Genomic DNA, 22,482 nt, shown 5'->3' with positions numbered 1-22,482 from the left:
TTGCGAGTTTCTGCCTTAACAGGCGGACGGTGTTGGAAGTTTTAGGGGGGCTGCCATAGCCGGGAGAATGATGATTACGCAGAGGTATGAGACCCATAGAGAATTGCAGTGAATTTGCGGGAGGAATAATTAGAATGAAAGCAAAAGAGTACAAAAGAATGCTGGCAGTCGTTTTGTCGGCAGGGATGATGGCTGCACAGCCGGCATCCGTTATGGCAGCCGACACAGGCCTGAACGATCCGTTACAGCAGGAAGCAGGAGCGGGACAGGACGGCGCGCGTTCGGAAGACACAGAACAGCCAAACGACACAGAACAGCCAAACGACACAGAACAGCCCGAAGAGATCCGCCAGGCAGCGGCAGTTGACGGAAGAGAAACCATGGTAGATATCTCGGAAGAAGTTCTCAAAATGCTGGAGGATGGCTCCGTTTACCAGGATGAGGAGACGAAGTTTTTATACGACAGCAAGACAGGGCAGAAGGTAGATCCGGTTACGGGAGAGCGGGTGGAAGAAAAGCCCGGGGAGAATCCAGGCGGTGACGTTTCTGATCAGCCGGGGGATAATACGCCGGACAAGCCAGGTGACAGCACACCGGAGAAACCAGGGGATAATACGACCGATAAACCGGGTGAGAATACACCGGACAAGCCGGGTAATGATGGCGAAGACGGAAAAGACAACGGGGATAAAGAAGAGAATGGCAGCACATCCGACAATGGAAATACCGGGGGCAGTCAGAATGGATCAGACCAGGAGAATGGAGATACACAGAAACCATCCGATTCCGGAGAAACTGGCAGCGAAGAAGGGAGTGAAGGCAAGCAGCCCGAAGATGCCAAGGAGGCACCTGCTGTGCAGGAGCATTCTACAAATCAAGCGTTAATTGCCGGCCAGCAGATTATTAAACTTCCCGAGATAAAGAAGGACTTCAGGTTCTGGACGGTGGCAAGAAGGTATGCCTTTGCAAAAGCTAAGTTATCCGTGCGTGAAGAGATGACAGAGGATGCAAGAGCCGTTGGCTCTTTGAACACAAACGGACTTCTGTATGTACTTCAGGAAGAGGAAGACGGCTGGCTGTATGTGGAATCAGGTACGGTTCGCGGTTTTGTAAAAGCGGATGAGGTTCAGCGCGGAGAGGATGCACAGAAGCTTTTAACAAAGTATCAGGACAGGGCGAAGAAAAAGGCCGAGAGAACAAAGACAAAGTATACCGGAATAGAAAGCGTGGTTTCTGTTGCGAAGGAGCTGATTTCCCAGAGTGAGAACAATGCGTTTTTACATACACATTCAACGGTGAACAGGACCGTTATTGACAAGAAGTATGCACTGACAACCATCGGACTGCTCAACGTTAGAGAAGGCAAAGATACGAATACCCGGATTGTAGGGACGCTGAAGGCAGACAGCCTGTGCTATGTGCTTGCAGATGAGAATGAAGAGTGGGTTTATATTGAATCCGGCGATGTGAGAGGATTTGTAAATAAAAAGTATCTTAAGACAGGGAATGAAGTGAATAGGACTGTGGAGGAGAAGGGAGAAGAGAACTTCCCGACTGCCAGCGAGATTATTGAACCGGAAAAGAACAAGGCCTGTTATTACACATTGACTTCAGTAAAATCAGGGGTTCCCGGCAGCAGTGTCAGACAGTCTGTTTTAGAGTTTGCCTCACAGTTTATCGGCAATCCTTATGTCTGGGGCGGAACCAGCCTGACAGAAGGTGCAGACTGCTCCGGGTTCGTACAGAGTATTTATAAGGAATACGGATACAGCCTGCCGAGAGTGGCGGAGGATCAGGCACAGTATGGAACCAAGATTGCCGTGGAGGATGCACAGCCAGGAGATCTGATATTCTATGCAAAGAACGGTTATATTCATCATGTCGTGATCTATGCGGGAGACGGAAAGACTGTTGAGGCCATGGGATCAGATTATGGAATCGTCCAGGGGAATGTGGATACATCCGAGGCAGTGTGGGCGGTTAAAGTCCTGGATGACAGTGTGGGCGGCGGTTTTGCCAGCAGTATTGGCGAAGTGAATGCCACAGACGATATGTATGGAGAGTATCTGGGAGATTACCAGCTGACTTATTATTGTTCCTGTGAGATATGCTGTGACGTGGAGACCGGTATTACAGCAACGGGAACTCCGGTTGTGGAAGGACAGACGATTGCGGTAGATCCGAGCGTGATTCCTTATGGAACTCAGGTTATTATTGGGGGACATGTATTCACTGCGGAGGACTGCGGAGGCGCGGTGAAAGGGAACCATATTGATATTTATGTCAATGACCATGACAGGGCTCTTAGTATGGGCGTGAATCAGGCGGATGTGTATTTGGTGAAATAAAGGATGCCTAAGGGGATCTTATCATTTTTTCTGCGGGTGAGAGAGATAAAAACCTGCTCCCAGCCGGGCAGACAGATTAGTATTTTAATTGATCTGTCTTCCAGACTGGGAGTATTTTGGGTTTGTTGAAGATAGCATAAAAAATTTAATAAAAATTTTCTTGAATTAACACTCATACCGTGTTAAATTAAATGCATTCGGAGGAATAATGACCGGGTGCATTTCAAACATTCTTTATATCTAATCATAATGAAGAATTTCATTCTTTTGGACAAATTCGTCCTAATATTCAATGTTTGAAAAAAGAATAAAGGCGTATACAGGCAGAAACAGGTGGTGCTTATGGGCTGAATAGAAATTACGAGAATATAATGTTATTTTTATACAGAAAAATCAGACCAGGAGATAAAATATGGGAAAAAGTGATGTATATATGAAACGCTGGCTTTCTAATAAAGAGCGATTTGCCGATTTGATAAACGGCTCGCTGTTTCATGGAAAGCAGATTTTTTCGGGGGATAGTCTGCGGGCTGAAGACAAAGAGCAGAGAATAATGATTCGAAAATCAGACGGTAAAGAGATTGCAGTCCAAAGATACCGGGACATCATAATGACAACGGAGAATCAAACTAGGATTGTCGTGTTGGCATGTGAAAACCAGGAGGAAATCCACTATGCAATGCCTGTGCGCACAATGTTGTATGATGCCTTGAGTTATGCGGACCAAGTGAATGAAATAAGGAAAATGAGGAGAAAAGACAGGACCTTTGAAAGCCCTGCGGAATTTCTTTCGGGGCTGAATCGAACAGATTTATTGACACCTGTCATAACGGTAATCTTTTATTATGGTGAAAAAGAATGGGATGCAAACAGGGAATTACATGGACTGCTTGGGATAGACAGAGAAGAATATCAGTTACTGAAAAGATATGTGCCTAATTACAAAATTAATCTGATTGATCCAAGAAAGCTGGACGGGCTAATGTGTTTTCAAACTGATTTACAGATCGTTTTCGGAATGCTAAAATATAGAAAAAGCAAGGAAGAGTTGCTTAATTTTGTGGAAAAGAATCTGAAGTATTTTAAAAATATAGAAGAGGATTCTTACAATGCACTGAGGGTATTGCTTGGTTCAGAGGGCAGTTTAAAAGAGATGGAAGAAAAAACAGGAGGGATAGATATGTGTAAGGCATTGGATGACTTATATCAGGATGGTGTAAAAAAAGGAGTAGAACAAGGGATACAACAAGGAGTAGAACAGGGGATACATCAAGGAATTAAAGCGTTTATCGCAGATTATCGAGAAGAAGGCTTTAGCGACGAAAAGATAAGAATTAAGCTGGTAAAGAGGTTCTTAATAACCCCTGAACAAGCTTTGGATTACTGCAAAATGATATCTTAGAAAATCTCTGCCAAATCTTAAGTATTCCGAATAGAATTCTCCTTCAGCAAGAAGACTAATTCCAAGATGTAGTTGTACTCTGTGAAATAACCAAACGTGGATTGAAACATTCGCCGTAACAGTTCAGGCCTGCCTGAACTGTTACTATTCGTCTCACAATGTAAGAATCTGTATATTGCTAACAACGATATGTTGTGGTAATATGTTTTACATGGCACAATAGATTGTATAAGTGTGTGAAAATATTTGGTGTGAAAGGCTTGGAAATTCTATGAAGATTTATAAGAGAGATGCAGCTCTGGCTGTGTATGACCCGGAGAAAATTAAAAATGCGATAGGGCGTGCCTTTTCCAGTGTGGGCAGTTCTATTGAAGAATCAGAAAGCAACAGGCTTCTGAATAGAATTGAGTCGAAGTTTCCGGTCGATGTAAATGCAGGAGAACGGCCCATATCGGTGGAGGAAATTCAGGATTTTGTTGAACGGACTCTGATGGAGGAGAATTATTATAGGGAACTGAAGAGCTATATCCTGTACCGGGAGGGGAGGGCGAGACGAAGGATATCCCGCCAGCGGATTGCGGCAGAACTAGAAAGTATTCCCGGAGTTACAGGCGTATTGGCCGGCATTCAGAAGGAATTTATTCAGGAGGAATACGAGCTGGAGCAGCTGAATGCCAGATTTCAGGCGCTTTTAAGCCCTGGGCTGACGGATCTGGAAAAGCTGGCTGTACTCGTAAAAGCATGTGCGGAGCTGACGACACAGGAGGCGCCAAAGTGGGAGATGATTGCTGCCAGGATCAGAATGCTCAGTTTTGATCTTCAGCTGGACAGGCAGATGCAGGCATTTCATATTCACAGCTTTTATGAAAAAATATGCTGGCTTACGGAACAGGGGCTTTATGGAAAATATATATTAGAAAATTATTCCCAGGAAGAGATCGGGGAGTTTGAGACATGGCTTTGTAAGAAAAGGAATGATCTGTTTACATTTTCCAGTCTGGAGCTGCTGCTTGGGAGATATACCATCTGCAGCAGGACGGGGGAACCGCTGGAGGCACCCCAGGAAATGTTCATGGGAATTGCAATGCATCTGGCGATGAAAGAGAAGAAAGACAGAAGCATCTGGGTCAGGCGTTTCTATGATATGCTCAGTACGCTTAAAGTGACGATGGCAACGCCGACGCTTTCTAATGCGAGAAAGCCGTACCACCAGTTGTCCTCCTGTTTTATTGACACAGTGCCGGACAGTCTGGATGGAATTTACCGCAGTATTGATAACTTTGCTAAGGTTAGTAAATACGGCGGAGGGATGGGCATGTATTTTGGCAAAGTCCGGGCAAGCGGAAGCTCTATCCGCGGATTTGAGGGCGCTGCAGGCGGTGTGATCCGCTGGATACGGCTCGCTAATGATACGGCTGTGGCGGTGGACCAGCTTGGGGTCCGGCAAGGGGCCGTGGCGGTTTATCTGGATGTGTGGCACAGAGACCTGCCGGAATTTTTAAATCTGAGGACAAATAACGGCGATGAACGGATGAAGGCTCACGATGTATTTCCAGCAGTCTGCTATCCGGATTATTTCTGGAAGCAGGTACGGGATCATATAGACAGTGACTGGTATCTTATGTGCCCCCATGAGATACTGACTATTAAAGGATATGCCCTGGAAGATGCTTTTGGGGAGGAATGGGAGGAAAAGTACCTGGACTGTGTGCGGGATGAACGGATCCGCAAGCGGGTCATACCGATAAAAGATGTGCTTCGGCTGATTATCCGCAGTGCAGTGGAGACCGGGACGCCCTTTGCTTTCAACCGGGATACGGTGAACAGAGCCAACCCAAACCGGCATAAAGGTATGATTTACTGCAGCAACCTATGTACGGAGATCGCCCAGAATATGAGCGCGATAGAGCTGGAAGAGCAGCGGACCGAGGAAGTAGACGGTGAGACCGTTGTCGTGACGGTGACAAAACCAGGCGAGTTTGTAGTGTGCAATCTTGCCAGCCTGTCATTGGGGCATATACAGGTGGAGAACTATGAGGAATTGTCTTACATTACCGAGAGCGCTGTACGTGCTTTGGATAACGTGATTGACCTGAATTTCTTTCCGGTGCCCTATGCCCGGATTAATAATCTCAGATATCGTCCGATCGGTCTCGGCGTCAGCGGATACCAGCATATGCTTGCAAAGCATGGGATTCGCTGGGAAAGCCAGGAACATCTGGATTTTGCAGAAAAGGTTTTTGCGGATATTCACTATGCTGCATTAGAGGCCAGCAGTAATATTGCAAAGGAAAAAGGCAGCTACGCCTATTTTGAGGGAAGTGAGTGGCAGACAGGGGCGTATTTCCGGCAGAGAAATCTGATAGATGAAAGGTGGAAGAAGCTTGCAGACAGGGTGGCGGCACAGGGACTGAGAAACGGCTATCTTCTGGCAGCGGCACCGACCAGCAGTACCAGCATTATAGCCGGGACGACGGCAGGTCTGGATCCTGTGATGAACCGGTATTTTCTGGAGGAGAAGAAAAACGGGCTGATGCCGAGAGTTGCACCAGAACTTTCGATGGAGACATTCTGGTATTATAAAAATGCACATTTAATAGACCAGTCCTGGTCTGTGCGGGCCTGCGGCATCCGGCAGAGGCATATTGACCAGGCACAGAGTATGAACCTTTATATTACGAATGAGTACACCTTCCGCGGAGTTTTGAATCTGTATCTGCAGGCATGGGAAGAAGGGGTGAAGACGATTTACTATATTCGCTCCAGAAGCCTTGAAGTTGAGGAATGTGAGGTTTGCTCTTCTTAAGAACAATGTTAAAATCAGGAGGCTGACATGTCAGAACTAGTTAAGAAACCACTCTTTAATCCGGAGGGAGATATCGAAGTTACAAAACGAAAAATGATTGGGGGAAATACTACCAATCTGAATGATTTTAATCATATGAAGTATAATTGGGTCAGCGACTGGTACCGCCAGGCTATGAATAATTTCTGGGTGCCGGAGGAAATCAATCTGAGCGTTGACATCAAGGATTATAAAATGCTTCCTGCTGCAGAGCGCAGGGCTTATGATAAGATCCTGTCCTTCCTGATATTCCTGGACAGTATCCAGACTGCGAATCTGCCGAATATCGGAGAATACATTACTGCAAATGAGGTGAACCTGTGTCTGTCTATCCAGACATTTCAGGAGGCGGTGCACAGCCAGAGCTATAGTTATATGCTGGATACGATCTGTGAACCGCAGGAACGCAATGCCGTACTCTATCAGTGGAAGGAAGACCGGCATCTGCTGGAAAGAAATGAATTCATCGGAAAACTTTATAATGCATTTCAGGAGGAAAAAAGCCCGGAAATGCTGGCATGTACCCTAATTGCCAATTATATTCTGGAAGGTGTGTATTTCTACAGCGGGTTTATGTTCTTTTATAATCTTGGCAGGAACAGGAGGATGCCAGGATCTGTGCAGGAGATCCGATATATTAACCGGGATGAGAACACCCATCTGTGGCTGTTCCGTAGTATTTTGATGGAACTGAAAAAAGAGGAGCCATTGCTGTTTACTCCGGAGAGAACAAAAATTTACCGTAGTATGATCCAGGAGGGCTGCGAGCAGGAGATCCGCTGGGGGCATTATGTGATCGGGGATGATATACAGGGGCTGAACCGGGATATGATCACGGATTATATCCAGTATCTGGGGAACCTGCGGTGTAGAGGTCTGGAGCTGGATCCTATTTACGAAGGGCATGAGAAAGAACCGCAAAGCATGGCCTGGGTCAGTCAGTTTTCGAATGCTAATATGATAAAGACTGACTTCTTCGAGGCTCGGAGCACGGCTTATGCTAAGAGCAGCGCGCTTGTGGATGATCTTTAGGAGGGGCGCCTGTATGGAGTGTGCCTTCTGCCGCAGTCCGGGAAACTTCCCGGGCTACGGCAGGAGGCACATTCCATACAGGCTTGGTGCATCCAGGCGGAAGAACTTTATGCGGCGAGAGCTGACGGGGGCAGCGGATGGTGATGGAAATGGGGTGTGTTTTGGGCTGGAACAGGGGGTCTAAAATAGCAGGAGGCCGAAGTAGGTTACTGTGTTGGGGCCGTTTATATAGCGGACTTTGGCTGTTTTGGAGAGGCGCTGGACGTTGATTCCGAAGCCTTCTACGGCGGGGGTGAGGGTTCCGGGCATGCGGCAGGGGGCGTCGGGGTATGTGCAGGTCTCGCAGTGGATACAGCCTTCGTTGGAGAGCAGAAGGTAGGGGAAGCTGCTGCCAAGGAGTCCGCGCAGTCTTGCGGATACTTGTTCGAATTCTTTGTGGCCTTCCTGCATTCCTTCCACATCGAAGGAATCTTCCAGGTCGTATTTTCCGGTGAATACCATGCCGTTTTCAAATGCCAGACACCGTGCTTTGCATTCGCTGACGGTGCCTACGGCAGGGGGACAGGCCCAGGATTTTCCGTATTGGCCGCAGCCGTTTGACTGGCAGATTCTGCGGACTTCTTCCTGAAACAGGATGTCGGTGGTTGCTATGAAACCATATTGGTAGATACCGATTTCTTTTAACTGGGACTCTCCCGGTATGTGGGAAAATGTTTTTTCTTCTGACATGATTGGTGATTCCTTTCAATTAACTTTTATTGACCCGGCAGTATGTGAATATGGCCGGATGTTACATTTTTGACAGTAGCGCTGTTGTAATAACTGTGCCTGTGGTAATTTATTCACCGGTCATTCCCTTATAAATCAGTTCCAGATACCTGACTGCCCGGTCCATCCCTAGTTTGCTTATGTTCAGGATCATATCATGAGAACTGACAGCATCCCATTCATTTCCGGTATATGTCTCATAGTAATAACGGCGTTCTCTGTCAATCTTTTTCATCTTATCGGCGGCCTTCCGTTCAGTCAGTCCGTAGAGTTCCATGGTTCTCTTTACCCTGTATGCCTTGTCGGCACAGATGAAAACATTCAGGCATTCCGCCTGTTCCCGCAGCACATAATCCGCACATCTTCCAATAAATACAGCCGGTCCCTTTTGTGCCAGTCCGCGAATCAAATTACACTGTACATAGAACATTTTGTCAGTCAAAGGCTGTTGGTAATCTACTCGTCCAACATAGTCCATCATAGTTCCCGGCGGGTATGCGTATGTTGTTAAAAATCCGTTCAATGCAGTTTCATCCACGGAATTAGCCCTCTCTTCGCTGATGCCTATTTTTTCTGCTGCAAGTTCAACAAGATTTTTATCATATAATGGTAAATTCAACCGCTCCGCAAGCCGCGCACCTATTTCGCGCCCGCCACTTCCAAATTCCCTGCCTATCGTGATCATTACATTCTTTGACATAGTCTACAGCTCCTTTCTCTTATTTTAGGTTCGTCCTTTCTATCTACTTTTATTATACTTAATTTATTAGATAACAACAAGATGAATTTAAAGACTGCGAGAGGGGGCAACTGCTGCTCATACCTTTAGGATGTGTACAGTAACTGCGGGAGGATGACTGCACCTACCTCTTTATTTCGGCTCCTCCTTTCATAAGTCTAATCTTGTCTTTTGCTTCCGAATACAGTATGATTTATATATCATATATTTTTTCTGGCAATCGTACATAAAGCATAATTGCAGAGGAGCAGCAGGAATGGGAAGAGCGCGGAGAAAACGGAAGTTCGGTACAACTGAAAAACGGATGCTTACAGGCTGTTCTATGCTGGCAGTGAGCGCGGTTCTTACTGTACTCTCAGGGCAGTCCCCGGGGATGGCTGAATGGTATTCTACCCACATCTATCCGGTGATTGTGTCTGTGGTGGGGCGGGTTTCCGGATTATTCTCCTGTTCACTGGCTGAATTGTGCTTGTATGTTCTGGTGCTTTTGACAGTGGGCTCCCTGATCCATGCGGTTGTGGAAGCAGCCAGAAGCGGAAGCGGGGGCGCTGTCATGCTGCGGTGGGCTTCCGGCCTTTTTTTGACGGTCTCTGTTCTTATGCTTCTATACGTTGTAAACTGCGGCATTAATTACAGGCGGGTTTCATTCTCTGAAAAATCGGGCATTGAGACGGCTGCATATACGGTGGAAGACCTCAAACAGACCTGCCTGTGGCTGACTGAGGAAGTAAATGCAAGGGCCGGACAGGTGGAACGGGACGAGAACGGGGTGATGCTGCTGGAGAGTGCGGAGGAAAAAGATGCGGTGAAAGCCATGAAAGCGCTGGGCAGCCAGTATCCCGCGCTTGAGGGATATTACCCAAGACCGAAAGGGCTTCTCGTATCAGAGATTCTTTCCTATCAGGGGCTGACCGGTGTTTATGTTCCATTTACGGTAGAGGCGAATTATAACAAAGACATGACTGCTTACAATATACCGTTTACGGCCTGCCATGAACTGTCACACCTGCGTGGATTTATGCAGGAGGAAGAAGCCAACTTTATCGCATTTCTTGCGTGTAAAGATGCCGAACGAGGGGACTTTCAGTATAGCGGATACCTTATGGGCTGGATCTATAGTATGAATGCACTGCGGCGTGCTGATGCAGAAGCATGGCAGGCGGTAAGGACGGCGCTCGATAAGAGTGTAGAGGCCGACCTCCAGGCTAACAGCCGGTTCTGGGCAAAGTATGACGGGGCAGTGGCGGAAGTGTCAAATAAAGTAAACGATACATATCTCAAGGCAAACGGTCAGGAAGACGGAGTAGAAAGCTATGACCGGATGGTGGACTTAATTGTGGGGTACTGGATGAAGTAGAATTTCTACTGGCGGTGAAGGTGTTTTTCAGGTCTGCGCAGCAAATGCGCAGACCCATTTGAACTGTTATAGTTTACAAAGAAAAATTGTTCAAAAGGCTTGATTTTTGAGGCGAGTTATGATAATATAGACAACGGTCACTGTAAAAGCGGTGTCACTTATAGAATAGATAATGGCTCCTTGGTCAAGCGGTTAAGACATCGCCCTTTCACGGCGGTAACACGGGTTCGATTCCCGTAGGAGTCATACTAAGGCGCAGTAGCCAAGCGGTAAGGCGTGGGTCTGCAACACCCTGATCACCGGTTCAAATCCGGTCTGTGCCTCTGGAAAAAGCCCGGAATTTCAAGATTTCCGAGGCTTTTTTGTTTTCCGGCAAAGAAAGACCTACCGGACGGGATGCATTCCGATCAGCTGGAAAGCCTGAGATCTTAAGATTATGCCAATGCAGCTTAAAACCAAACAATCCTGACGATACAGTGGAGGTACTGCCATGTACGAATTAAACCAAGCAGGCAAAAACAGTTATTATATCCAAAGCCCCGCAAAGATTGGGCTTTATAAGTTAAATGAGGCGGAGGTCTGCCTGATTGACAGTGGAAGCGATAAGGATGCTGGCCGAAAAGTCCGGCAGATTCTGGACAAGAACGGCTGGCGCCTGACTGCCGTCTATAATACCCATTCCAATGCAGATCACATTGGCGGCAATCAGTACCTGCAGGGACAGACTGGATGCATGATCTATGCTCCGGGAATCGAACGTGATTTTACAAATTCCCCTGTCCTTGAACCCGCATTTCTTTATGGTGGTTATCCGCCAAAGGACTTAAGGCACAAGTTTTTGATGGCAAAGCCCAGTCATGCAGAGTATCTGCGGAGAGAAAACCTGCCGGAAGGACTGAGCATAATTCCGCTGCCGGGACATTTCTTTGATATGGTGGGATTCAGGACATCCGATGACGTGGTTTATCTTGCAGACTGTCTGTCCAGCAGGGAGACGCTGGAGAAATATCAGATCGGGTTTATCTATGATGTTGCGGCTTATCTCGATACCCTGGAAAAGGTAAAAAGGATGGAGGCGTCGATGTTCGTCCCTGCGCACGCAGATGCAGTGGAGCAGATTGCGCCGCTGGCCCAGCTGAACATAGATAAGGTAAATGAAATCGCAGACAGGATTACAGAGATCTGTAAAGTGCCATGCTTATTTGAACAGGTGTTGCAAAAGCTGTTTTTGGGCTATGGACTTACTATGAACTTTGAGCAGTATGTGCTGGTTGGAAGCACAGTACGGTCGTATTTAGCCTGGCTAAAGGACGGGGGGCGTGTAGAAGTGCTCTTTGAAAACGGGCAGTTGTTGTGGAAATCATAGAGTTACTATACACGGCCTATAGGCCGTGAACAGTAACATCATAGATAAAATGGATTGTAAGGTTGATTGACATCCGGCAGGTAAAAGACTATGATAGTTTTATAAATCAGTGAAACAAATCAACCATATGCTGAAGTGTTTTGATCCTTTATTTTTCAGCTTTGCTGAAAACCTGCCAACAGGGGATGCGTTACGGTGTGCCCTTGTGCGTACTTCAGTATATAACTTAAGAAAGGAGACTTCCGATGTTTGAATGTGCATTTATCTATGTAGCAGAGGGCGTGAACGAAGAGATGAAAAAGGTAGTTATCCCATGTGCGGAGCTCAACTTGAATGTGGTCGGCGTTGAAAACTATGAGGAAGCAGAAATCGCGGCCAAAGAAATGGCGGCCAAGGGCTGTAAAGCAATTGAATTATGCGCAGGGTTTGGTTACGAAGGTGTTGCCAGAGTTAAAAAAGCGGTTGGCCCGGATATCGCGGTAGGAGCAGTAAAATTTGACTGCCATCCGGCTTTCGGATATAAAAGCGGTGACGAAATGTTTCAGTAGTTTTGACGACACGAAACTCCAGGGTAAAAGAAAGAGCGCTTTCAGCTTTGTGCTGAAGGCGCTTTGTGCGTAAGAGGCAGGCGGCATGGGTTTCGCAAGTTAATGCAATAGCCGCAAATAAAAAATAAACTCTTTTAAAGCCGGAGTAATCTCTTCGGCTTTATTTTTTATGCAGCAGACGGGAAGGTTCACTTTTGGAACCAAAGGAATTACGGCTATATTTTCACTATGGAAGGTTTGAAAGTTTTTCTTAGGCAGCAGGCTGATACCATCTCCGATTGAGATCGAGCTGATGATGGATTCAACCCTGCCGGTGCGCAGTATTTCAGGATTAATTTTGTTTTTATGGAACAGCCGGAGGCAGAGCTGGTGAACGGTAGTGTAGGGATTCATCAGAATAAAGGACTCCTGGCTGCATTCCTGAATGGTGATTTCCTGCTTATCGGCAAGCGGGTGGCCGGAAGGCACTACAACGACCAGCTCGTCCTGTGCGACTTCCCAGGTACGGTGCAGTTTGGTATCGGCAAGGCCTTCTCTTGCGATAATCACATCGTATTTCCCCATTGCAAGACCTTCCAGAAGTTCATTTTCCTCCAGCTCGTCAAGATGAATCATAATATCCGGATGGAGCTTGGAAAATTCCCGGAATCGGGGGATAAACTGATACTGGTTCAGAATCGGCAGTATCCCGATGTGAAGTTTGAGCTGCTTGGATTGCTGATAGGTTCTCAGCTGTTTCATCAGCTGGTGGTACTGAGTGGCGAGCGGCAATGAATTTTTATAGAAAAACTGACCCGCATCCGTCAGATGTGCCGTTCTTTTACTTCTGTCAAAAAGCTGCACGTCCAATTCTTTTTCAAGCTTTATAATCTGTTTGGAAAGTGAAGATTGAGAGATATGTAAGGATTCTGCCGCGTCAAAGAAAGTTTTGTGTTTTACAATCTCAATAAAATAATCCAATTGTTCAAATGTCATATGATCTCTCCTTTGATTCATTCCATTCTGGAATGAATTATAACACAAGTTGAATTGATTCACCAGATAAATAGCATTAAAATGAAATCAATCTAAAAGCAATATAAAAGCAAAGGAGAGAATGAAATGGAGAAAAAAGTAGTGGATCTCAGAAGCGCGTTGGAATTGTTGAGGGAAATGCCCGGACAGTTGATTGAGACGGATGTACCTGTTGAGCCGATGGCAGAATTGTCAGGAGTATACCGTCATGTAGGAGCAGGCGGTACGGTAATGCGTCCGACAAAAGAAGGTCCTGCGATGATCTTTAATAACATTAAAGGCCATCCGGATGCACGGGTAGCGATCGGGGTTATGGCAAGCCGCAAGAGGGTGGCAGCACTGTTCGGATGCAAACCGGAAGAGGTTGGCAAGATGCTATACAAAAGCGTAGACAATCCGATTCCTCCGGTTCTTGTAAAAGATGCACCGTTATGCCAGCAGGTAGTACATAAAGCAGAAGATCCTGATTTTGATCTTTTTAAACTGGTTCCGGCTCCAACAAACACACCTGTAGATGCGGGTCCTTACATCACACTTGGTATGTGCTATGCAACTCATCCGGAGACTGGACTGAGTGATGTTACCATTCACCGCCTCTGCATTCAGGGAAAAGATGAACTCTCTATTTTCTTTACACCTGGTGCACGTCACATCGGCGCTATGGCAGAGCGTGCAGAAGAACTGGGACAGAAACTTCCGATCTCCATCAGTATAGGTGTAGATCCGGCCATTGAAATTGGTTCCTGCTTCGAGGCTCCTACAACACCAATGGGATATGACGAACTCGCAGTAGCCGGTGCACTGAGAGGAGAACCTGTAGAACTGTGCCAGTGCCTGACTGTAAATGAGAAAGCAATTGCTAACGCAGAATATGTAATTGAAGGCGAGATCCTTCCAAATGTACGTGTAAAGGAAGACCAGAACAGCCATACAGGCTATGCAATGCCTGAGTTCCCGGGATATACAGGACCGGCATGTGATCAGTGCTGGACAATCAAGGTAACAGCAGTGACTCATAGAGAGAAACCAATCATGCAGACCTGTATCGGACCAAGCGAAGAGCACGTATCTATGGCCGGCATTCCAACAGAAGCAAGTATCTACGGAATGGTAGAAAAAGCAATGCCTGGCAAACTCCAGAACGTGTACTGCGCATCTGCAGGCGGTGGAAAATATATGGCGGTAATGCAGTTTAAAAAGACCGTTGCAAGTGATGAAGGAAGACAGAGACAGGCAGCATTGGTTGCATTTACGGCATTTAGTGAATTGAAGCATATCTTCCTTGTAGATGAGGATGTGGACTGCTTTGATATCAATGATGTGCTCTGGGCCATGAACACCAGATTCCAGGGAGATGTAGATATTATTACCATCCCGGGCGTAAGATGCCATCCGCTGGATCCATCAAATGATCCTGCATGCTCACCGAGTATTAAAAACCGCGGAATCGCCTGCAAGACAATCTTTGACTGCACCGTGCCGTTTGACCAGAAAGAAAGATTTAAGAGAGCACAGTTTATGGACGTTGATCCAACACATTGGGTGAAAGACTGAGGATATAAGCTATGGAAAAGAAGAGGATTATAATAGGAGCCACAGGGGCAAGCGGACTTCCTATACTGCATACTTGCCTGGAATTAATTCGGGAAGCCGAAGATTACGAATCTTACCTGATCATGAGTGATTCGGCAAAAATAACGCTGAAGCAGGAGACTTCCTATACGGTGGAAGACATATGCCAAAGCGCGGATCATGTACTGAACATGACCGAGATCGGAGCCGCTCCTGCGAGTGGGTCCTTCCGTACAGAGGGGATGCTCATTGTACCCTGCAGTATGAAGACAATAGCCGGAATTCACGGCGGGTATGCAGATAATCTGATTCTTCGGGCAGCAGACGTAACAATAAAGGAGCAGAGGCCTCTGGTGCTGGCGGCAAGAGAGACCCCCTTAAGTCCGATCCATCTGAGAAATCTTTACGAACTTTCTATGATGCAGGGAGTCCGGATTATCCCGCCAATGATGACCTTCTATCACAGGCCGGAAAATATTGACGAGATGATCTATCACACTGCAGCAAAACTGGTAGAGCCATTTGGAATAGATGCCAGGAAATTTCGAAGATGGAATGGACTATAACATTATAACATTAAATTTTACAGAAATACAACAGGCTGTAATAAAATCGGTGCAGTCCTGCAAATTTGAGAGGAAGAGGAGTAAGTGACATGCCAATAGGAGTAATTATAAATGCATTGTCCGTCGTAATCGGCGGAGTATTAGGAACGGTACTGAGCAAGAAACTGTCAGCAGAATTCAAAGCACAGATTACGATGGTATTCGGAGTGTGTTCCATGGGAATGGGAATCAGCACCATCGGATTAATGGAAAATATGCCCGCTGTAATCTTTGCGATTGTAATCGGAACAGGGCTTGGACTTGTCATCCATCTTGGCGCCGGCATCAATAAAGGTGCAGCCGGTATGCAGAAGATGATCAGTAAGTTTGTAAAAGGTTCCAACAGCTCATTGCCGGAAGAAGAATTCATGAGTACCCTCATTACAATTATTGTACTGTTTTGTGCAAGTGGTACAGGTATCTATGGATCTATCGTGGCGGGAATGAGCGGAGACCACTCCATTCTGATCTCCAAATCAATCCTGGACTTATTTACAGCAGCTATTTTTGCATGCAATCTGGGTGCAGTGGTATCCCTGATCGCAGTGCCGCAGTTTATAATCTTCGCTTTACTGTTTTTCGGAGCAACCATAATCTTCCCGCTTACTACACCGGCGATGATTAATGACTTCAAGGCTTGCGGCGGATTTCTGATGCTGGCAACCGGTTTCCGCATGGTAAATATAAAGAAGTTCCCAACAGCAGATATGATACCCGCGATGATTATTGTAATGCCGTTGTCCTATCTGTGGGTGACGTATATAATGCCGCTTGTTTCTTAAATTACGGACTATTTAAAAACGCAGATATGGTAAAGGAACATAACAGTTAAGACCGGCCTGGACTGTACCGTAGGAAATAAAATAGATACATAGGAGTATGTAAGATGGAATGGACAATTATACTGTCATTTGCAACGTTAAAAATTCAAGTGAAACGGCTGGGAGAGGATTATTTTATCATCATGCAGGGCGGTGACAAGCCGCATATCGGATGTACGGTTCTCTCCATACCCAGACCCTCTCTGAGCGGAGATGGGAGCATCAGTGTTACATCCTCCACACTGAATGTGACGGGGCATAAAGACGACATTATCTGCCGCTATGTGGCGGAAGAGGTATGCCGGAAAAAGAATGCAGTAACGGTGTGCAGCGGTGGTTTTCACACGGACGGAATCACAGAAAAAGAGATCATAGAAGTACAGCAGACCGTGAAACAATTTGCAGCAGACCTGGAAATTCCCTAGTACATCGTAAAATAAGTAACTGCCTCATAAGCTGAGATAAATTTTCAAGAGTGCTGCTCTGCAAACGCAGGCGTAGTGTGGGCTACGCTCAGGCTTGTGGAGCAGTGCTATCGGAAATTTAGGTCGGCTTATGTGGCAGTTAATTATTATACGATGTACTAGTACATCAGTGTATTAATATTTCGGTAACAAGTGTCTGATACCTGCGTATACCGGATCGGCCATATAGTTACAGATTCAGAATAAATAAGCTCTCTTCGGAAATACTTTATAGGAATATGTTTTTAAAGCGAAACGTATCTGAAATCGTATTTTTGGAAGGGGGCTTTTTTATGTGGATCATTAACGGAAAAATCTATACCATGGCAGGGAAGGTATATGAAAATGGATATGTAAGAATCAAGGGGAAAATCATTGATGCAGTCGGACCCATGGAGCATGCGGTCGAAATAGGGCTGCCGGATCTGGGAGGCCTGAAGAAGGATGAAACTTCTTCAGGTAAGAGAAGTCTGTCTTCTTTATCCGGCGGGACCCGACGGACAATTTCGGATAAAGAGGGCGGGGGTACTGCAGAGGATGAATATGACGAAGCGGTACTGGATGTACATGGTGCATGGGTGCTTCCCGGTCTGATCGAGGCACACGCACACATAGGCCTGACGGAAGAGAAGAGCGGGACCATCGGGGATGACTGCAATGAGATGACGAATCCTGTCCTCCCGGCAATCCGTGGGCTGGATGCGGTGAATCCCATGGATCCGGCATTCCACGATGCGATCCAGGCGGGAATCACCTCAGTAATGGCCGGGCCCGGCAGCGCAAATGTCGTGGGCGGTCAGTTTGTATTTATGAAGACACATGGGCGCTGTGTGGATGAAATGATTGTCAAAAGCCCGGCGGCTATGAAGGTAGCATTCGGGGAAAACCCAAAGACAACCTATGGGGAACAGAATACATGTCCTTCTACAAGGATGGGAACAGCCTATATGCTGAGGAAAGCGCTGTTTGATGCCAGAAAGTATCTGGAAAAACGGGAGAGCGGCAATCTGGAGGAACAGGATTTTGATATGGAGCCGTGGATTCCCGTGCTGAAGAAGGAAATCCCCCTGAAGGCTCACGCACACAGGGCGGACGACATCTTTACCGCCATACGGATTGCGAAGGAGTTTGATGTGGATATCACTATAGATCATTGTACCGACGGGCATCTGATCGCGGAAGAGATCGCAGCGTCGGGATATCCGGCGATTGTAGGGACGGATCTGACTTCCCGATCCAAGGTAGAGGTAGAGTATATGAGCTTTAAGACGGCCGGGGTTCTCGCTGACGCGGGAGTGAAGATTGCGGTGACAACGGATCACCCGGTCGCTTTGATCCAATATCTCCCTATTTGTGCGGGGTACTCTGTAAAATACGGGCTGCCTATGGAAGAAGGGCTGAAAGCGCTGACCATAAATCCGGCGCAGATCTGCCGGACGGATGACCGCGTAGGCAGTCTTGAGCCAGGAAAGGATGCGGATATTGCGGTGTTTGACGGAAATCCTATGGAGGTATTTACGCAGACTTTATATACAATCGTGGATGGGGAGATTGTCTATGACAAGGAGAGCAGTTCCTGTCAGGGATAATCCGGATGATTCGAGGTGCCGCAGTGTCTCAGGCAGAGACGCCGGCCTGGTTACACAAAGTAATTCATCATAATTTTATAGGGCTGAATTCCGCTTAGATATAAAGGGAGTCAGTCCTTTTATCTGCTCAGAAATTCCTGTATATATTTCATACTAATGAAAGAATACACATCCCGGTCCAGTTGATCCTTAACACAGATTACTACATAGACGAAACAGCTTTTACAGGTTATAATGTGATTTATATCAAATTGATTATGGAGGAAAAAGAATATGGATGCGCTTTTGTTTGATATGGATGACACGCTGTACGATCACCTGGAACCCTTTGCTCTGGCATATGAGGATATGTTTGCAGGGACATACGCGATTTCCGTGGAGCATTTATTTTTTATAAGCAGAAAATACAGCGATAAAGCCTTTGAACGTCTGCAGTGCGGCGGGATTACCATGGATGAATTATGCATTTACAGAATACAGAAGGCCTTTCAGGAGCTTCATATAGAGATCCCGGCAGAGCAGGCCCGGGAGTTCCAGCGCCGGTATGCCGGGTATCAGATGAAAGTCAGTATATCCGGAAAGATGAAGGGAATTCTGTCTTTTTGTAAGGAAAGAATTCCGATGGGAATCATAACAAATGGCACAGCCGACCACCAGAGGCCCAAAATAGAGCAGCTTGGTATCAGGCAATGGATTCCAGATCAGAACATCTTCATATCGGAAGAAATGGGAATGGACAAACCGGACAAGCGCATTTTCTGTAAAGCCTGTGAACGAATGGGTATCGCCCGGGAAAATGTGTGGTTTGTAGGGGACTCCTACGTTAACGATATAGAAGGCGCTCAAAACGCCGGTCTTCATACCATCTGGATCAGGCGCAGAAGCCACAATCAGCAGACCGGAAGTGTGAGCCCTGACTACTGCGTAAAGACTGAAGAGGAACTCTGCATGTTATTGCAGAAGCTCCTCGCTGCAGGAAACTAACCCCCACGCCTCCTGTCAGCGTACAAAAAAAGCCTTCCGTCCCTGCATATCCAGTGCGGGAACAAAAGGCTCTGTTGCGAAAGCCATTAGAGCAAAATATACAGCACAAGAAGCAGTGCACTGGTAATCACAAAAGGCTTTTGAATTTTCTGAGCAATTCTATTCGCCTTCGGACTGGAAATCCAAAAAAGCGTCATATAAACAACCGAGCATATCAAAGCGGCGATCAATACCATAAATTTCAACATCATTTGTCCTCCCACAAGTATTACATACCGTTCTTATTATAAACAATTCAAAGCAAGAAAACTACTTCCATTTTATGTCAGACAAATTAATATTCCCAGCCTCGTTACTATTTACGGCCCAGGGGCCGCGCATAGTAACCCAGCCTCACAGACTTGGGCTGTTCTCCGGCCCGGCCTGTTCCGCATATCCAAAAGGTTGGAAATCACGCTGATAAATACAAGATTTTCAGGCTCTCGGATTTGTGGTAGAATGAAAGAAACAGTAAACTGACAAGGAGGCCATAGAAGGCGTACGAAAGGAGGAGCACATAATGAGTGACATAATGGAATTTGCAGACAGAAAAGAATTCAGGCAATGGCTTTCTGACCATTACCTGTCAAATGCCGGCGTTTGGCTTCTGTTTGGAAAAGCGGGAGGGCCGAAAACAATAAAGGCAAGCGAAGCGCTTGAAGAAGCCCTTTGCTTTGGCTGGATTGACGGACAGATGCAAAGCATTGATGACAAAACATACAAGAAATATTTTTCTTTACGCAGGAAGAACAGTAAATGGTCGGATAAGAACAAGGCGTTGGTTAAAAGCCTTGAAGAACAAGGACTTATGACCGATTGGGGCAGGAAGAAAATAGAGGAAGCGAAAGAGAACGGACAATGGGATGCTCCCAAATCCCCGACGGGGACAGAGGAACAGATCGCCTTTTTATCTGATTTGCTAAAAGTCTACGAGCCCGCTTATGCAAATTTTCAAGCAATGCCCTTATCAGTCAAGAAAACCTACACGCGGGCATATTTTGACGCAAAGACAGATGCCGGACGGGAAAAGCGTATCGCCTGGATGGTGGATAGGCTCAATAGAAATCTTAAACCGATGTAAAGGTTATGTACGCCTTCGTTGGTATAAGCCGCACTTGCATAACTGGGGAAAAAGCAAAGCCAGCCGAGGCAGTTAATGAACAAGACGAACGGCTCTTTTTCTCAATACTTCCCCATCTTGTCCAGCACATCCAAGGCGATTTCGGCCGCCTTACTGCCGGATGCATTTTTTTCATTTTGAATCTGAACGGCGAAGAAAGACACATGGCCGTCCTGGCTGACAAATCCTGTAAACCATCCGTTTATTTCCTGACCGTCCACGGCTCCGGTCCCGGTTTTTCCATAAAGTGAGGCGTTGCCTTTGGATGCAAGATACATCGCATTTTTCACCGCATCTATATTTTCTGAATGAAATCCAAATTCATTGTAGTAGAATTTTTTCAAAAGAGATACTTGCTCAACGGGGGAGATTTTGAGTGATGATTCCATCCAGTAAGAGTCCGTCCCTCCGCTCACATCCTGATTGCCATATCCGATTCTTCGAAAATAGTCTTTCACCGCAGACTGACCGGCCTGTCGGTCGATCGATTGAAAATACCAGTTAACGGAGTTTCGCATAGCAGAATTCAGGTTCTGGTCTGTATTCCATGCGTCAAAAGGCCATTTGGTTCCATCCCAGCCCATATGTGTATGCCCGGGCGTGATGATCCCGGTTTCCAGCCCAAGGAGCGCATCGAATATTTTATACGTGGAGTTGGGAGAGACTCTGCGCGAAGCCATTTCCTGATTGTAAATCTGCCAGATATTTGTTTCGGTGTCAAACAATACAAAACTGCCATCATATCCCTGAAAATAGGATTCGAGATCTATATATTCTGTGGTTTCTCCGGTATTCTGGAAGGAATCATACTCCTGTACGCCGGCGTTGATAGATAAAATGGGAGAGAGGCCCAGCAAAACGACGGACGGAAGCAGGCATAGCAAAACCCCTTTGATTTTAGCGGATCTGGACTGAGGGCGGTAATCAGCGATGTGCAGAATTCTTCTTGTAATTTGTTTTTTGTTTCCTGCCATGGGGGCGGAATAGGAGGGGGGAGCACAAGTAAGTCTTGAGGCAAGGTTGATCAGGGTGATTCCATATTCTGTATACTCTTCTTTAGCGAGCATCTGCAGAACAGCGGCATCGCAAGCGATCTCCCGGTCACACTGCATTTTTTTCATCGCATACCAGACCAGGGGGTTAAACCAGTATACGAACTTTGAAAGATTTATAAAATGATTTGCCAGGGCATCTCTGTGCCGGTGGTGCTGCAACTCATGCAGAAGCATAAAACGCAGTTCTTTCCCGCTTATCGTGCCGCTGTGAAATTCTGAGACCAGATGAAGGGGAAGATATATGCGGGGGTGGATCAGACCTGTAGTAATCGGGGAACTCAGGTAGGGGGTACTGTAGACTGGGAGAGCCTTTTTCAAATGCATTTCGTTTACACAGTTGTGATAAAGTGCGAGGATGTTTTTATTTTGGAGCAAAAGTGCAGAACGTTCCAACCGACAGAGGCGTAATCGGGAGCGAAGAAAATATAGAGCCATTGCCAGCATTCCGGCAAACCAGACGGCAGAGAGAGCTCCGGCAATAACAGCCCCCCTATTGTGGGAAACAGACATGGCGAAATCATTCATCCAACCTGTTGCGGTGGACACTGCATTTCCTGCATCGGCAGCATCAATGCGGCCCCCGGAAAGTATAGAGGGGGAGCCGGATCCCAACAGGGAAAGGATCTGGCTGAACCCAATGGGAACCGGCGGCAGAAAGGGTACGGCAAATATTGCCTGCAGAAGAAACCAGAGGTTGTACTGCATGCGGGCTGAAATATGATTTTTGAGAAGCCGCTTCGCGGCGAACATGATACATATAAAGAGAGCGATAAAAAAGTTACAGATAAAAAATCGGATGCCAAAACCGGTCACA

General features: G+C 46.5%; 20 protein-coding genes and 2 tRNA genes. 17 read left to right on the top strand and 5 right to left on the bottom strand.

Annotation, left to right across the window (positions count from 1 at the left end; translation table 11 throughout):
• The first annotated feature begins 134 nt into the window (after window positions 1–134).
• The 5 genes from BN1938_RS12130 to BN1938_RS23395 all read left to right on the top strand — a co-directional run bounded on the left by BN1938_RS12130 (window position 135) and on the right by BN1938_RS23395 (window position 7,811).
• Window positions 135–2,348 carry an NlpC/P60 family protein gene (locus BN1938_RS12130; RefSeq protein ID WP_050640816.1) on the top strand — a complete coding sequence of 738 codons (2,214 nt, stop codon included), beginning with the start codon at window positions 135–137 and terminating at the stop codon, window positions 2,346–2,348.
• 412 nt (window positions 2,349–2,760) lie between these two features.
• Complete coding sequence (locus BN1938_RS12125; RefSeq protein ID WP_050640815.1) at window positions 2,761–3,750, top strand: Rpn family recombination-promoting nuclease/putative transposase; 990 nt, start codon at window positions 2,761–2,763, stop codon at window positions 3,748–3,750.
• A gap of 271 nt (window positions 3,751–4,021) precedes the next feature.
• On the top strand, window positions 4,022–6,556 hold the full coding sequence (locus BN1938_RS12120) for a ribonucleoside-diphosphate reductase subunit alpha (protein WP_050640814.1): 2,535 nt from the start codon (window positions 4,022–4,024) through the stop codon (window positions 6,554–6,556).
• A 27-nt stretch (window positions 6,557–6,583) separates the two neighbouring features.
• A complete protein-coding gene (locus tag BN1938_RS12115; RefSeq protein WP_050640813.1) occupies window positions 6,584–7,627 on the top strand; it encodes a ribonucleotide-diphosphate reductase subunit beta in 1,044 nt (347 codons plus the stop codon).
• 13 nt (window positions 7,628–7,640) lie between these two features.
• Complete coding sequence (locus BN1938_RS23395) at window positions 7,641–7,811, top strand: hypothetical protein (protein WP_156320700.1); 171 nt, start codon at window positions 7,641–7,643, stop codon at window positions 7,809–7,811.
• On the opposite strand, the gene BN1938_RS12110 is transcribed toward BN1938_RS23395, so the two are convergent.
• Together BN1938_RS12110 and BN1938_RS12105 are read right to left on the bottom strand one after the other, a co-directional pair.
• Window positions 7,808–8,356, bottom strand: a complete 549-nt coding sequence (locus BN1938_RS12110) for a DUF2284 domain-containing protein (RefSeq protein WP_050640812.1) — start codon at window positions 8,354–8,356, stop codon at window positions 7,808–7,810. The genes BN1938_RS23395 and BN1938_RS12110 overlap by 4 nt on opposite strands.
• Window positions 8,357–8,465: 109 nt before the next feature.
• Window positions 8,466–9,095 carry a cytidylate kinase-like family protein gene (locus tag BN1938_RS12105; protein WP_050640811.1) on the bottom strand — a complete coding sequence of 210 codons (630 nt, stop codon included), beginning with the start codon at window positions 9,093–9,095 and terminating at the stop codon, window positions 8,466–8,468.
• Between the two features lie 295 nt (window positions 9,096–9,390).
• Between BN1938_RS12105 and BN1938_RS12100 the strand changes: the two genes are divergently transcribed.
• The 5 genes from BN1938_RS12100 to BN1938_RS12080 all read left to right on the top strand — a co-directional run bounded on the left by BN1938_RS12100 (window position 9,391) and on the right by BN1938_RS12080 (window position 12,405).
• Window positions 9,391–10,491, top strand: a complete 1,101-nt coding sequence (locus BN1938_RS12100) for a DUF3810 domain-containing protein (RefSeq protein WP_050640810.1) — start codon at window positions 9,391–9,393, stop codon at window positions 10,489–10,491.
• Between the two features lie 174 nt (window positions 10,492–10,665).
• Window positions 10,666–10,737, top strand: a tRNA-Glu gene (locus BN1938_RS12095).
• Window positions 10,738–10,743: 6 nt separating this feature from the next.
• Window positions 10,744–10,814: transfer RNA gene (locus tag BN1938_RS12090), tRNA-Cys, on the top strand.
• A 167-nt stretch (window positions 10,815–10,981) separates the two neighbouring features.
• Window positions 10,982–11,857 carry an MBL fold metallo-hydrolase gene (locus BN1938_RS12085; protein ID WP_050640809.1) on the top strand — a complete coding sequence of 292 codons (876 nt, stop codon included), beginning with the start codon at window positions 10,982–10,984 and terminating at the stop codon, window positions 11,855–11,857.
• 245 nt (window positions 11,858–12,102) lie between these two features.
• Window positions 12,103–12,405 (top strand): DUF6506 family protein, encoded by a 303-nt coding sequence (locus tag BN1938_RS12080; protein WP_050640808.1) that lies wholly within the window; start codon window positions 12,103–12,105, stop codon window positions 12,403–12,405.
• Window positions 12,406–12,504: 99 nt separating this feature from the next.
• Here BN1938_RS12080 and BN1938_RS12075 read toward each other — a convergent pair whose 3' ends face one another.
• Window positions 12,505–13,380: a LysR family transcriptional regulator gene (locus BN1938_RS12075; protein WP_050640807.1), complete on the bottom strand. Its 876-nt coding sequence runs from the start codon at window positions 13,378–13,380 to the stop codon at window positions 12,505–12,507.
• Between the two features lie 126 nt (window positions 13,381–13,506).
• On the opposite strand from BN1938_RS12075, the gene BN1938_RS12070 reads away from it, so the two are divergent.
• The 6 genes from BN1938_RS12070 to BN1938_RS12045 all read left to right on the top strand — a co-directional run bounded on the left by BN1938_RS12070 (window position 13,507) and on the right by BN1938_RS12045 (window position 19,454).
• Complete coding sequence (locus tag BN1938_RS12070; protein WP_025655725.1) at window positions 13,507–14,973, top strand: UbiD family decarboxylase; 1,467 nt, start codon at window positions 13,507–13,509, stop codon at window positions 14,971–14,973.
• A gap of 11 nt (window positions 14,974–14,984) precedes the next feature.
• Window positions 14,985–15,557 carry a UbiX family flavin prenyltransferase gene (locus BN1938_RS12065; protein ID WP_050640806.1) on the top strand — a complete coding sequence of 191 codons (573 nt, stop codon included), beginning with the start codon at window positions 14,985–14,987 and terminating at the stop codon, window positions 15,555–15,557.
• A gap of 89 nt (window positions 15,558–15,646) precedes the next feature.
• Window positions 15,647–16,378 (top strand): DUF554 domain-containing protein, encoded by a 732-nt coding sequence (locus tag BN1938_RS12060; RefSeq protein WP_050640805.1) that lies wholly within the window; start codon window positions 15,647–15,649, stop codon window positions 16,376–16,378.
• Between the two features lie 104 nt (window positions 16,379–16,482).
• Entirely contained in the window at window positions 16,483–16,842 is a 360-nt protein-coding gene (locus BN1938_RS12055) for a prenylated flavin chaperone LpdD (RefSeq protein ID WP_050640804.1), read from the top strand.
• A 332-nt stretch (window positions 16,843–17,174) separates the two neighbouring features.
• Window positions 17,175–18,470, top strand: a complete 1,296-nt coding sequence (locus BN1938_RS12050; RefSeq protein ID WP_050640803.1) for an amidohydrolase — start codon at window positions 17,175–17,177, stop codon at window positions 18,468–18,470.
• 273 nt (window positions 18,471–18,743) lie between these two features.
• Window positions 18,744–19,454, top strand: a complete 711-nt coding sequence (locus tag BN1938_RS12045; RefSeq protein ID WP_050640802.1) for an HAD family hydrolase — start codon at window positions 18,744–18,746, stop codon at window positions 19,452–19,454.
• 86 nt (window positions 19,455–19,540) lie between these two features.
• On the opposite strand, the gene BN1938_RS23390 is transcribed toward BN1938_RS12045, so the two are convergent.
• Complete coding sequence (locus tag BN1938_RS23390; RefSeq protein ID WP_154253363.1) at window positions 19,541–19,705, bottom strand: hypothetical protein; 165 nt, start codon at window positions 19,703–19,705, stop codon at window positions 19,541–19,543.
• Between the two features lie 308 nt (window positions 19,706–20,013).
• Here BN1938_RS23390 and BN1938_RS12040 point away from each other — a divergent pair, with 308 nt between their 5' ends.
• Complete coding sequence (locus tag BN1938_RS12040) at window positions 20,014–20,574, top strand: YdeI/OmpD-associated family protein (protein WP_050640801.1); 561 nt, start codon at window positions 20,014–20,016, stop codon at window positions 20,572–20,574.
• A 101-nt stretch (window positions 20,575–20,675) separates the two neighbouring features.
• On the opposite strand, the gene BN1938_RS12035 is transcribed toward BN1938_RS12040, so the two are convergent.
• Window positions 20,676–22,481, bottom strand: a complete 1,806-nt coding sequence (locus BN1938_RS12035; RefSeq protein ID WP_242843850.1) for a BlaR1 family beta-lactam sensor/signal transducer — start codon at window positions 22,479–22,481, stop codon at window positions 20,676–20,678.
• Window position 22,482 lies beyond the last annotated feature (1 nt).

This window comes from Eubacterium sp. SB2 (assembly GCF_001244405.1).
Classification (GTDB): Bacteria; Bacillota; Clostridia; order Lachnospirales; family Lachnospiraceae; genus Faecalicatena; species Faecalicatena contortus_B.
The sequence above is the reverse complement of the archived record's forward strand: the minus strand, read 5'-3'. Positions and strand labels throughout refer to the sequence as shown.